Below are 13,138 nucleotides of genomic sequence, written 5' to 3' on the forward strand. Positions count from 1 at the left end.
GTCTCCTCAAGTCCAGCGTTCGGTCAGCTGCCGGGCCATCTCGGTCGGCGTCACCAGTTGTCCGCCGCGCGCGGCCAGCGCATGCGAGGCGGTCGGGTCGTAGCAGCCTTCCGGCGCCTGCCCTACCACCCAGCCACCCTGCGTCGCCAGCGGCCAGACCGTGTCGACCCATTGGCTGTCGCTGCCGCTGAGCAGCAGCACCGCGCTGTCGCGCGGCGGCAATTGGAGCACCGCGCTCTCAAGTTCGCCCTGCGCGCGGAAATGCACCGCGCCCTGCTCCACGCTGACACCGACATCCCCCGGCAGCACGTAGACATGTCCGGCTTCGGCGGCGTGTCCGATTTCCGCCAGCAGCACCGGCATCGTCGATACCCGCGCCATCTGCCGCACCAGGTTGTCGTAGCGTCCGCCGTCCAGTTTCAGGTGGACGATCAACGGACGACCGAAATCGGGCGGCAGCTCGGCCAACAGCTTGCGCACCGCATCCGGACCGCCGATGCCGGCGAACACCAGCACCGCGCCCGGCGAACGCGGACCGCCCGCGGCCACGGTGGGCTCCAGCGGTTCCAGCGACAGCTCCCATTTCGATGCCGTCGGCGTGTCGTTCAATGACGGGGGGGCGACCACGGGCGGCGGCGCGACCGCAGGTTCCGCGCTGAGCGGCTCCAGCGCCAGATCCCACACCGGCTCAATCACCGGCGGCGGGGGTGGCGCGGGTGCCGGCTCGGCCGGCGTTTCCGCATTCGGCGCGGCGCCGCGCAGCCATTCGTCCGCATCGATCACCGCGCCCTGCGCGGCGGCCGACGGCGGGCGATAGGCGAAATCGTCGTCCGGCAGTTCCCATGCGCGATCCACCGCCTCGTGCACATGCTTGTCGATGGCGGCGTCGGCGTGCATCTGCGCGGGCGTGGGCGGCAGGCCCGGTTCCAGCGCGAGCGACGCGTCTTCCTCGCGACCCGGCGGCAACACGTCGTCATGACCGTTGATCTTGGCGGCCAGATGACGCGCCCAGCGCCGTGCCTCCCAACCGTCGCGACGCGCCGCCAGTTCGGCTTCCTCGAAGATCACCGCGACCGCAGGATCGTCCAGCAGGCTGTCGAAACGCGCCAGGCTGTCCTCGATGGCCGGTTCCAGCGCCACCAGCACGACCTGCGGCGCCGCATCGCCCACCGCCTGCGCATCGATCGCGCCGGGATCGTCTTCCAGCACGATGTCCGCCCCCACTTCGTTGAGGGTGGCGCGCAGGCGTTCCCGCGCCGGACCGGGACGCGCCAGCAGCGCGACGCGCTTGGCCTCATTCCCGGACACGTGCGATCCCCAGCAGATCGTAGACGTTGCGCATCAAATCCAGTTCCTGGTACGGCTTGCCCATGTAGCGCTGCACGCCGATGTCGAACGCGCGCTGGCGATGCTTGTCGCCGGTACGCGAGGTAATCATCACGATGGGCACGTCCTTGAAGCGCGGTTCGGCCTTCATCGCCGTGGCCAGCTCGTAACCGTCCATGCGCGGCATTTCGATGTCCAGCAGCATCAGGTCCGGCACCCGCTCTTCCAGCTTCTCCAGCGCTTCCACGCCGTCGCGCGCCGCGACCACTTCGAAGTTGTGGCGTTCCAGCACGCGGCCGGTGACCTTGCGCATGGTCAGCGAGTCGTCGACCACCATGACCAGCGGAACGCGCCGCTGTTCCTGCGCCGGCGCGGCCGACGCCGGCTGTTGCGGCTGCGCCAGGTGGCGGCGCACCAGCGGCGCGATGTCGAGGATGACCACCACGCTGCCGTCGCCGGTGATGGTGGCGCCGTAGATGCCGGGCACCGACGCGATCTGCGGACCGACCGCCTTGACCACGATTTCCCGGTTGCCCAGTACGTGATCGACCGCGACCGCCGCGCGCATGTCGCCGGCGCGGATGAGCAGCAGCGGCACCTGCGCCTCGCCTTCGGCGCGCGCCGGCGCGTGTCCGACCAGATGGCCGAGGTTGTACAGGGTGTACTCCTCGCCACCGTAGACGTAGCTGCCGGTGCCCGACTCGAAGCGCGCGTGGCTGATGCGACCGATGCCGCTGACCGAGGCCACCGGCACCGCGAACTGGGTCTCGCCGATCTGCACGAACGCCGCCTGGGTCACCGCCAGCGTCTGCGGCAGGCGCAGGGTGAACTCGGCGCCCTCGCCCTGGCGCGACGCGATGTCCAGCGAGCCGCCCAACTGGCGGACTTCGTTGTAGACCACGTCCATGCCCACGCCGCGGCCGGCCAGCTGGCTGACGCTGTCGTAGGTGGAGAAGCCCGATTCCAGGATCAGGCGATCCAGATCGATGTCGTCGATGGCGGCGCCCGGCTGCAGGAGGCCACGCTGTTCGGCGCGCTCCCGGATCGCGGCGCGGTTCAGGCCGGCGCCGTCGTCGCGGACGCTCAGCACCATTTCCGAACCTTCGCGGCGCAGGTTGACCTGCACCGTGCCTTCTTCCGGCTTGTTCGCCGCGACGCGCTTCTCGGGCGATTCCAGGCCATGCGCGACGGAATTGCGCAGCAGGTGCTCCAGCGGCGCGGTCATGCGCTCCAGCACGTTGCGATCCATTTCGCCGTGGGTGCCTTCCAGCAGCAGTCGGACCTGCTTGCCGGTGTCGGTGGCGGCCTGGCGCAGGACGCGACGCAGGCGCGGCACGATGCCCTCGAACGGCACCATGCGCGCGCGCATCAGGCCGTCCTGGAGCTCCGAACTCACGCGCGACTGTTGATGCAGCAGGCTGTCGTAGTTGCGGGCCAGATCGTCCAGGACGCCTTGCAGGCCGCTGATGTCGGCTGCCGATTCGGCCAGCGCGCGGCTGAGCTGCTGGAGGGTGGAGAAGCGATCCAGTTCCAGCGGGTCGAAGGTCGCGTCCTGATGATCCTGTTCGCGCTGGTAACGCGCGACGATCTGCGCCTCGGTTTCCAGATCCAGGCGACGCAGCTGATCGTGCAGACGGATGTTGGTGCGCTCCAGCTCGGCCATCGCGCCACGGAACGCGCCCAGCTGCTGCTCCAGGCGGGCGCGGTAGATCGCCACTTCGCCGGCGTGGTTGACCAGCCGATCCAGCAGATCCGCGCGCACGCGCACCTGCTCCTGCTGGCTGTGCGGGAAGAACTCCTCGTCCTGCGCGAATTCGGTCTCCACCGGCGCCGACAACGGCGCCAGGCTGATCGGCGCGCGCGGCGCCTCGACCTGGCGCGCGGGTTCGGACGGCGGCTCTACGCCGCGCGCGTGCGCGGTGAATTCACCGATGAGGCCGTCGGGGATATGGACGGTGCGACGCGCGGACACCCGCTTGAGCTGCTCGTGCAGCGCGTCGAAACCGCGCTCCAGCAACTGCACGCCACGGCGATCCAGTTCGGTGCGCTGGGCCACGATCGACTCCAGCATCGATTCGATCGCGTGGCCGAGATCGCCGACCGCGTGGATGCCCGCCATCCGCGCGCCGCCCTTGAGCGTGTGCAGGTCGCGTTGCAGGCCGGTCACCAGGCTGCGGTCCTCGGGCGTCTCGCGCAGCTTGGCCAGCAGATCGTCGGAGTGATCCAGCAGATCGTTGCCTTCCTCGACGAAGATCTCGACCAGGTCCAGATCCAGGCCGGCCAGATCCAGGGCGTCTTCGGGCTGCTCTTCCATCGGCAGGTCCTCGCCGGATGCCTGCGTTGCAGGGTCCGATGCCGCCTGTTCCCCGGAAACCGGCGCGACGCCCGCCTCCAGGACGCCAAGGTCGACTTCGGTGCTGGCTTCAGTGCTGGCTTCAGTGCTGGCTTCGGTGTTGGCTTCGATGCTTGCTTCGGTGTCCGCGGTGTCCGCGAAGTCCTCGGCAGCGACTTCGGCCAGGGCTCCCGCCTCCACTTCGGCTTCGTCGGAGGCGACCGCGTCCCGCGCGGACTCGTCTTCCGCCGCCATTTCGTCATGTCGCCACGCTTCGGCTTCGGCTTCGGTTCCGGCACCCGCTTCGCCATCGTCCGCGTCGGCCGTCGCCGGCACGGCATCGGCAGCGCCCGCATCCGTTTCGTCGCTGGACGCCAATTCCGTTTCGATGGCGGCGTCGGCGCTGGCGGCATCCGCATCCGCCATCGACACCGGAGCTTCCACCGTGGCGATTTCCTCCACGGCGTCGGCCAAGATCGTTCCGCCATCCTGCAATGCGGCCAGGTCGCCCTGCGATTCCGCTGCGTCGGCGGTGACGACCTCGGTGGTCGCGGCCTCTTCCAGCGCGACGCTCTCCCATACCAGCGCATCGTCCTGGCCGGCGACGTCGCCGGACACCTCACCGGTTTCGGCGGGCGCGGTTTCCTCGGTCCCGGCGTCGTCGAACTCGAAAGAGGTGTCGTCGCCGGCTGCGTCGCCCGACGTTTCGATCCCCATCTCCTCGACCACCAGCGCGTCATCGGACGGCTCGGCCGCGACCTCGAGGACCGGTTCCGAACCGTCCTCTTCCGGCGCCGGATCGGCTCCGGTCGACGCGGCTTCAACCGCAGCGGACGCAGCGGACGCAGCATCCGCGGCCACCGCGGAACCCGCATCGGACCAGGGCGTGTAGACATACGAGGTGCGCACGTCGTGCACATCGTAGAAATCGATGGCGCCGGCCGCGGGCGCGGCATCCGCCGCAACGCTTCCGCCGCCGTCCGATTCCGGCACCGGCTCCGGCGCGGGCGGTTCCGGCGATGCCTGCGACGCGGAAACATCGGCGGACGCGGTTTCCTGTGCCGCGAACGGTTCGTCCTTCCAGCCGACCACGCCCAGCGCGTCTGCCTGCGCCGGTTCGATGAACCGGGAAAGATCGTGCGGCGCGAGCTGCACGTCTTCCAGGGGCGCCGGCGGCGCGATTCCGGACAGGGTTTCGACGTAGGTGCCCTGCGCGCTGTCGTTGATCAGCTGCGCACCCGCGCGCACTTCCGGCAGGCTGTCGCGCAAGGCGGCCAGACGCGCGGACAGTTCCGCGAACACCGGGATCCGGGGCGAAGGCTTCTTGAGCGCGTCGATGCTGCGCGTGATCGCGGCGGCGGCATCCGACAGCGCCTGCACGCCTTCGGGCGCGGGCGTGCCGGCCGTGGCCAGCAGGCGCTTGATGTACTGCTCGGCGGGCGCGGTGACTTCGATGATCTCGGGCACGTCGGCCATCGCGAACGCGCCATTCATCGTGTGCATCGCGCGCAGCAGCGGATCGGTGGCCGGCTGCGGGGCGATATGCGCCGCCGACAGCCAGCCCTGGACGGTCTCCAGGTGCGTGGCGACTTCGGCTTCCAGGATCTCGCGCAGGACCGAGTCCACCGACGCGGGCGTGCCGTCCGCGATTTCGACCTCGGATTCCGTTTCGGGCGCGAGGTCCGGGGCGGTCGGTTCGACCGTTTCGATGAACGCCTCTTCCCGCTCGGCCTCGCCGGCGCCGGTCGCATCACCACCCTTCGAATAGAACGCTTCCTCGCCCGCCGCGACCTGGTCGGCCACGGCCTTGATGCCTTCCAGATCCGCGGTCACCGGCGCCTGCCCGCGCAGCGCCGCGTTCAACTGCGGCAGCACATCGCAGGCCTGCTCCAGCAGCACGGCCACCGCCATGCTGGGCGCACGCGTGCGATCCAGCACGCGGTTGAGCATGTTCTCGACCTTCCAGCTGAATTCGCCCAGCGCCTTGGCGCCGACCAGCCGGCCACTGCCCTTCAGGGTATGGAACACGCGGCGGATCGGCCGCAGGCGTTCGAGGTCCTCCGGCACCATCCGCCATGCCGGCAGCAACTGGCGCAGGTTGACGATTTCCTCGTCGAACTCTTCCAGGAACACTTCCCGGATCTCGTCGTCGATGTCCGCGGCATCGCCTTCGAATCCACCGGCCAGCGGCGTGGCCGCCGGCGCTGCGGGAGGCGCTGGAGGCGCGTGCGCGACCGCGTGCGATGCGGCGACGTCATGACCCGGTGCCAGCGCACTCGCCGCGGCGTCGATGTCGGCCATCACCGTTGCCAGTTCGGCATCCCCGGCGTCCTCGCCTGCCACGGCGGATTCCACGTCCAGCTCCACCGATTCCCAGCTGACCGGCACGGTGCTGGGCGGCGGCGACGCTTCTTCGGTGAACTCGAAACCCACCGGATCGAACGGATTGGCATGCGCCGCCGCGTCCTCGCCGGAAGCGGCGGGTGTCACCGCCGCGATGATCTCCTCCGGCGCGGATACGGCGGCGGGCGGCGTTTCCACCGCCATGCCGATCGGCACCGCGGTCGGCGCCGCTTCGTCCGGCAGCGGCCAATAGCGCAGGTTTTCCAGGCTGCTGCGGGTGATTTCCAGGATGTCGTCGCGGTTGGGGCGCCGCTCGCGCAGCGCCTCCAGGTAGTACTCCAGGCTGGCCAGCGCGTCGGCGAGCGTGTCCAGTTGCTGCCCGCCGGGCACCCGTCGCTTGCCGATCAGTTCATTGCTGACGTAACGGCGCACGCCCAGCAGGTAGTCACCGGCCTGGTCCAGTTCGAGCATGCGCATCGCGCCGGCGACCTCGTCCAGCAGGCGCGGCACGTCGGTCAGTTCGGCGTGATCCCAGTTGGTCTCGATGAACGCGACGAACTTCTCGCGCGCGGAGGCGAAGTTGATGATCGCTTCCTGGGCCAGCACTTCGACCGTGCGCTGTGACTCGACCGCGCTCGGATCCTGCCTGCCCTCGTCCACCGGGCCGCCCAGGCGGGCGACCTGATCGTCCAGCGACGCGTCCACGTAGAGCAGCGCGCCGGCGATGTCCAGCAGGGTTCCCTCGTCGGCCTGGCGGCGGCCTTCGGCCACGTCGCGCAGCGCGTCGCGTTGCTGCTGCACCACGTCGCGGGCCACGCCCAGCCCCATCATGCCGAGGGTATCGGCGACGTTGCCCAGCTCCGAGACCTGCTGCTGCAGCGCGGCGGCGTCGCCACGCGTGCGCAGGTGCAGGTCCAGCGCGTCCTTGACCCGCAGCAGTTCCTCCTTGACCGCGCTGCCGACCGTGTCCAGCAGTTCGCGGTTGCGGCCGCTGATGCTGCTGCGCGCGTGATCGATTTCCTCGGCGCTGGGTTCCGGCGCCGCGGCGACCTGCGTTCCCGGCGGGAACAACATGCTCTCGTTCAGGCCCGACGCGCCGCGGGCGTTGCGGATCTCGTTGAGCAGCGGGAGCAGCACGATCGGGATGTCGCGATGGCCGTCCTGCAGGCGCTCCAGGTAATCCGGCAGCAGCACCGCGCCGCGCATCAAGGTGGCGCAGGCTTCCTCGCGATCGGCGACCGCGCCTTCCTGCAGCGCCTGCGCCAGTTGCTCCAATTCCTCGGCGACCATCGCCGGGGCATACAGTTCCACCATCCGCAGGGTGCCCTGCACCTGGTGCAGGTAGCCGGCACAGAAACGCATGCGGCCGGTGTCGGCCGGCGTCTCGACGAATGCCTCGATTTCCCCGCGCGCCAGGCGCAGGGTTTCGTCCAGTTCGGGTTTGACCCAGCCCAGGACGGCATGGCTCATGGCCTCGCGCAACGCGCTCATCGGCACGCTCCGTCAGCAAGCGAGCGGCATCCCGTCGGGGACGGGTGCCATGCGGTGGAAATTCGGGCTTTCATCCGTGCGTTCCGTCCTCAGCCCGGCAGTTTGAAGTCGGCGACCGAGCGACGCAGATCCGCCGCCAGCTGCGCCAGGTGGCCGATCGAATCGGCGGTCTGCTTGGCGCCCAGCGAGGTCTGCGAAGTGATCTGGCGGATCACGCCCATCGTTTCGGTGATGTCCGTCGCGGCGGCGGACTGCTGCTGGGCCGCGCCGGAGATGTTCTTGATGAGGTCGTTCAGATCGCTGGACACACGCTCGATCTCGCCCAGCGCGGTACCGGCGTCCTCGGCCAGGCGCGCACCGGACACCACTTCGGCGGTGGTCTGTTCCATCGAACTGACCGCCTCGTTGGTGTCGGCCTGAATCGCCTGCACCAGCGACTCGATGCGGCGGGTCGCGTTGGAGGTGCGTTCGGCCAGGCGTTGCACTTCGTCGGCCACCACCGCGAAACCGCGGCCGGCCTCGCCCGCCGACGCGGCCTGCACCGCCGCGTTCAAGGCCAGGATGTTGGTCTGCTCGGAAATGTCGTTGATCAGTTCCACCACCGAGCCGATTTCCTGCGAGGACTCGCCCAGTCGCTTGATGCGCTTGGAGGTTTCCTGGATCTGGTCGCGAATCTGGTCCATGCCGCGGATGGTTTCGCGCACCACGCCGGCGCCCTCGGTCGCGATCTGCACCGAGCGCTGCGCCACGTCCGCCGATTCGGTGGAGTTGCGCGACACCTGGTCGATGCTGACCGCGATTTCGTTGATGCGCTCGGACGCGGTGGTGATCTGGTCGGCCTGGTGGCCGGCCGCCTCGGCCAGCTGCAACGCGGTGGCCTGGGTTTCCTGGGTCGAGGCCGCCACCTGCACCGAGGTGTCGTTGATGGTGGTCACCAGGTTGCGCAGTTCGTCGACGGCGTAGTTGATGGCGTCCGCGATGGCGCCGGTCATGTCCTCGGTCACCGAGGCCTTCACCGTCAGATCGCCCTCACCCAGCGAGCTGATTTCGTCCAGCAGCCGCATGATCGCCTGCTGGTTGCGGCTGTTGAATTCGACCTGGGTCTGATAGCGCGTTTCCTGCTCGCGCTGGCGGTTGCGGTACAGGCTGAACAGGAAGCCGCCGATCGAGACCAGCAGCAGCGCACCCGCGCCGACGGAAATCCAGAAGTTCGGGAAGATGCGGGTGTCGCGCACCGAGCCGAAGGCGGTGAACGCCTCGAACAGGCGGGTGCTGTCCTCCAGCATCTTGCCGGCACCGTTGGTCAGCGAGGCCGCCGAGGATTGCGCGCCGAACAGGTTCCTGGAACTGCCGAGAATGGCGTCCAGATCCTTCTTCATGTTGGTCCACAGCGCCTGCGACTGCTCCAGCGCCGCCAGCGCGCCGGGGCCGCGGACCGCGGCGATGCCCAGGTCGGCGTTGCCGTTGCGCAGGCCGTCCAGCACCTGGCCGAACAGCACCGCGTCGCGGCCCAGCGCGTCGCCGGCCATCGCGGCGCCCGCGCCGCCGGCGCGGATTTCGGTCACGCGACGGGCCATGGTGCCGGCCAGCACGACCTGCTGCAGGGCACTGTAGATCTGCGAGGACGGCGCGCCGCTGGCGGACATCGCGCGCACCACCTCGTTCAACTGCGCCTGCAACTGCGGGATCTGCCCGGCGAAGCGGTCGGCGTTGCCCGACAGCGCGAGCACGGCGGCTTCGCTGGCGATGATCTGGTCGGCGCTCTTGTCCAGCGGCGCCCAGGTCGCCTTCAGCTGGGTCAGCGGACCGACGATCGCGCCTTCCTTGCCGAACCGGCCTTCCAGCTCACTGACCGTGGTGTCGATGCGTTCCTTGGTCGAACGGAACGATTTGAATGCCTCGGCGTTGCCGGCCACGGCCTCGCGGCCATAGTTGGCCAGCTGCTGCGACAGCACGCGCATGTCCGATGCGCCGGTGCTGGCGCCGGACAGGCGACTGCCCTGCCACGTGGCGACGCCCGTGTTGGCGCCGAACAGCAATACCGCAATCACCAGCAGGACCAGCCAGGACGTGCTGCCCAGGCCGCCCAGCTTGCTGGTGTTGGGGGAATCCGCCGCAGTGCTCATGTTCCAAACCCCTGGCTGTTTCTAGTTGTCGTCCGCGTCAGAGCGCGGCTTGTCGGAACTCCGGCGTGCGCGCCAGCAACGACAGCGCGAACACCCCCCAATCGTGCTCGTCGCCGTGATAGGCACGGTCGACGAAGTGTGCGTAACGCCCCTCGGCCAGGCTCCCCGGCTCGGTCCGCTGGGTTTCGTTGAAGCTGCGCTGTCCATACAGTTCGTCGATGGTCAGGGCGACGTCCCCGCCGGGCTGGCGCATCACCAGCACCCGCTGTCCCTCGTGCAGCACCGTGCGCTCGCCCTCCAGGAACTGCTTGAGGTCGACCACCGGGAACAGGTTGCCGCGCAGGTTGCCGATGCCCAGCAGCCAGGGCTGCGCCCCGGGCACCTGCGTCATCGGCGGCAGCGGCACGATTTCCACCACTTCGGCGAAATTGGACACCAGCCGGCGCTGGCCAACCCGGTAGCCGACGCCACGCCATTGGTCCGGCGCCTGCTCGACGGCGGGCAGCACGACCGCGTGCGCCAGGCTGCGGCGCTCGTACTCGGCAAGAATGTCGAACGGTGTACGGCTCATGGTCCGCTCCCAGTGCGCGGTGTTGCGGTCGGCGTCACGGCGCTCAGGTGCTGACGTGCGCGCGGATCGCGCCGAGGAGTTCCTCGCGCGTGAACGGCTTGGTCAGGTACTGCTCGGATCCGACGATGCGGCCGCGCGCCTTGTCGAACAGGCCATCCTTGGAGGACAGCATGATCACCGGGGTGCTCTTGAACACCTGGTTGTTCTTGATCAGCGCACAGGTCTGGTAGCCGTCCAGCCGCGGCATCATGATGTCGACGAAGATGATCTGCGGCTGCTGGTCGGCGATCTTGGCGAGCGCCTCGAAGCCGTCCGTCGCGGTCACCACTTCGCAACCTTCACGTTTTAATAGGGTCTCCGCGGTGCGGCGGATGGTTTTCGAATCATCGATAACCATGACCCGGAGGCCATTGAGTTCCCCGGCCCGGTCAGCGTTCTGCGTCATTACTGGAATCCCCGTGCGCGCGACGCTTCATTGACCAACCGGCGTCGCTGCGATGTCCCCTATATTCCAGCCCGGGCGCGGACTGTCAAGTTGAGGCTCCGGAAAGGGGCCAGCTGAACACGGCGATGCGAACCCCGTCTCATTTGACCTTCCCCGGTTTCCGGCGAGCCCGGCGGGCGGGTCCGTCGGCGGGGGCCTGCTAACATCTCGCCACTCCCGCACCGGTTCGCCAGCTCCCGCCATGCCGTTCGATGTCATCGTCGTCATGGACCCCATCGGGTCCATCAAGATCGCCAAGGACACCACCTTTGCCATGCTGCTGGAGGCCCAGCGCCGCGGCCATCGGCTCCACTACGTGCTGCCGGGCGGCCTGTCCCTGCGGGGTGGCGAGGCCTGGGCGCGGACGGCGCCGCTGGCGGTGAAGGACGACAAGGCCGGCTGGTTCACCCTGGGCGAACCGGTCGACCAGCGCTTCGGCCCCGGCCAGGCGGTGCTGATGCGCAAGGATCCGCCGGTGGATTCGGAGTACCTGTACGACACCCACATCCTGTCCGTGGCCCAGGCCGCCGGCGCCCTGCTGGTCAACGATCCGCAGGGCCTGCGCGATTTCAACGAGAAGCTGGCCGCGCTGCTGTTCCCGCAATGCTGTCCGCCGACCCTGGTCAGCCGCGACGCCGCCGCGCTCAAAGCCTTCGTCCACGAACACGGTGAAGCCGTGCTCAAGCCGCTCGACGGCATGGGCGGCCGCTCGATCTTCCGCGTCCGCGCCGGCGACCCCAACACCAACGTCATCCTGGAAACCCTGATCGGTTCGGGCCGGCAGACGCTGGCGCAGCGCTTCATTCCGGGCATCAAGGATGGCGACAAGCGGGTCCTGCTGGTGGACGGCGAGCCGGTGGACTACGCGCTGGCCCGGATCCCGCAGGGCGACGAGTTCCGCGGCAACCTGGCCGCCGGCGGCCGCGGCGAGGGCCGCCCGCTGAGCGAACGCGACCGCTGGATCGCCAGCCAGGTCGGTCCGGAAATGCAGCGTCGCGGCATGCTGTTCGTCGGCCTGGACGTGATCGGCGACTACCTGACCGAGGTCAACGTCACCAGCCCGACCTGCGTGCGCGAACTGGACGCCCAGTTCGGCCTGAACATCGCCAGCCAGCTGTTCGACGTCATCGAGCGCAAGCTGGCCGGCTGAAATGAACGCGGTCGCCGTCTCCCCGCCCCGCGTCGGCGAGAACGAACGCCTGGGCGCGACCCTGGCGCTGTCGCTGATCCTGCATGGGATGCTGGTGCTGGGCGTGGGTTTCACCCTGGACGAGGCGGCGCCGGTGGTGCCGACCCTGGACGTGGTGCTCAGCCAGACCCAGACACCGCTGACCCCGAAGGAAGCCGACTTCCTGGCCGCCGCCAACCAGCAGGGGGGTGGTGATCACGACAAGGCGCGCCGGCCACGCGACAGCCAGGCCGGCTGGGTTCCCCAGCAGGAGACCGGTCTCGCGCCGCAGCCGCTGCGCGCGCAGGCTCCCTCGCCCGCGCCACCGCCGGAAGCCCGCGTGATCGCGACCCGCGACAGCGACCTGCGGGTGCCGCCCGCGCAATCGACGCCGCCGCTCGAGCGTCCCGACCTGCCGCGAGGCGATCGCAAGATCGAGCATGACGCCGAGATGGCGCGCCTCGCGGCGGAGATCCACCTGCGCTCGGAGCTGTATGCCAAGCGGCCCAAGCGCAAGTTCGTTTCCGCGAGCACCCGCGAATACGCCTATGCCAACTACCTGCGCGCCTGGGTGGATCGCGCCGAGCGCGTGGGCAACCTGAATTACCCGGACGAAGCGCGCCGCAAGCGCCTGGCCGGGCAACTCGTCATCAGCGTGGCGGTGCGCCGCGATGGTTCGGTCGAGCAGACCCGCATCATCCAGTCCAGCGGCATTCCCCTGCTCGACTCCACCGCGCTGCGCATCGTCCGCATGGCCGAACCCTTTCCGCCGCTGCCGGACACCGAAGAGCACATCGACATCCTGCACGTCACCCGCACCTGGAATTTCCTGCCGGGCGGCGAAGTGCGGGATGAGTGAAGCGGACGGCGTTTCCAGCGCGTCGACGCGAAAGCGCGCAGACTGATCGCAATAATCAGGGGTGCCCGCGTGGTCAGGCGAACACCAGCGCGATCTCCCGTGCGCCATGCTCATGTCGAGCACATCGATGTTTCCACGCCCATGCGCTCGGCGTCACGCGTGGCGCGGTGGCCAACTGGGAAGCCCACGGCGACATCGCGCCCACCGTCGGCCACAGGCTGAAACTCGCCCGCCTGACCGGCGTCGACTTTGAACGGCTGGCGGCCGAGGACGTCGTCCGCGATGGCGACGAGCGCTGGCTGCTGCAGTTGTTCCGCGAAGTGCCGAAGCGACAGCGTCCGCTGCTGCTGGATGTGATCGAGGTGCATGCGCGCAAGCGGCAGGCGTGAATGCCATCGTGCGTCCGCGTCCTGGGTGCGGGCGCACGTGTGGATCCGG

Annotated in this window: 8 protein-coding genes; 3 read left to right on the forward strand and 5 right to left on the reverse strand. The window is 69.1% G+C overall.

The features are described from left to right. Positions 1–6: 6 nt before the first annotated feature. The 5 genes from ACTHN1_RS07280 to pilG form a co-directional block, all read right to left on the reverse strand. On the reverse strand, positions 7–1,308 hold the full coding sequence (locus ACTHN1_RS07280) for a chemotaxis protein CheB (RefSeq protein WP_440470286.1): 1,302 nt from the start codon (positions 1,306–1,308) through the stop codon (positions 7–9). After that, complete coding sequence (locus ACTHN1_RS07285; protein ID WP_440470287.1) at positions 1,295–7,492, reverse strand: Hpt domain-containing protein; 6,198 nt, start codon at positions 7,490–7,492, stop codon at positions 1,295–1,297. Before ACTHN1_RS07285 ends, ACTHN1_RS07280 begins: the two co-directional genes overlap by 14 nt. 89 nt (positions 7,493–7,581) lie before the next feature. Further along, positions 7,582–9,618, reverse strand: coding sequence for a methyl-accepting chemotaxis protein (locus ACTHN1_RS07290; RefSeq protein ID WP_440470288.1), 2,037 nt, complete (start codon positions 9,616–9,618; stop codon positions 7,582–7,584). Positions 9,619–9,655: 37 nt separating this feature from the next. Beyond that, positions 9,656–10,189 (reverse strand): chemotaxis protein CheW, encoded by a 534-nt coding sequence (locus ACTHN1_RS07295; RefSeq protein WP_440470289.1) that lies wholly within the window; start codon positions 10,187–10,189, stop codon positions 9,656–9,658. A 43-nt stretch (positions 10,190–10,232) separates the two neighbouring features. After that, positions 10,233–10,634 carry a twitching motility response regulator PilG gene (gene pilG, locus ACTHN1_RS07300; protein WP_141455768.1) on the reverse strand — a complete coding sequence of 134 codons (402 nt, stop codon included), beginning with the start codon at positions 10,632–10,634 and terminating at the stop codon, positions 10,233–10,235. A 241-nt stretch (positions 10,635–10,875) separates the two neighbouring features. Here pilG and gshB point away from each other — a divergent pair, with 241 nt between their 5' ends. From gshB to ACTHN1_RS07315, 3 genes are all read left to right on the forward strand, one after another. Beyond that, a complete protein-coding gene (gshB, locus tag ACTHN1_RS07305; RefSeq protein ID WP_440470290.1) occupies positions 10,876–11,823 on the forward strand; it encodes a glutathione synthase in 948 nt (315 codons plus the stop codon). A 1-nt stretch (position 11,824) separates the two neighbouring features. After that, positions 11,825–12,700, forward strand: coding sequence for an energy transducer TonB (locus tag ACTHN1_RS07310; protein ID WP_440470291.1), 876 nt, complete (start codon positions 11,825–11,827; stop codon positions 12,698–12,700). Between the two features lie 167 nt (positions 12,701–12,867). Further along, positions 12,868–13,089 carry a hypothetical protein gene (locus ACTHN1_RS07315; RefSeq protein ID WP_440470292.1) on the forward strand — a complete coding sequence of 74 codons (222 nt, stop codon included), beginning with the start codon at positions 12,868–12,870 and terminating at the stop codon, positions 13,087–13,089. Positions 13,090–13,138: the final 49 nt, after the last annotated feature.

The sequence above is a fragment of the Pseudoxanthomonas sp. genome (assembly GCF_051953815.1).
Lineage (GTDB): Bacteria > Pseudomonadota > Gammaproteobacteria > Xanthomonadales > Xanthomonadaceae > Pseudoxanthomonas_A.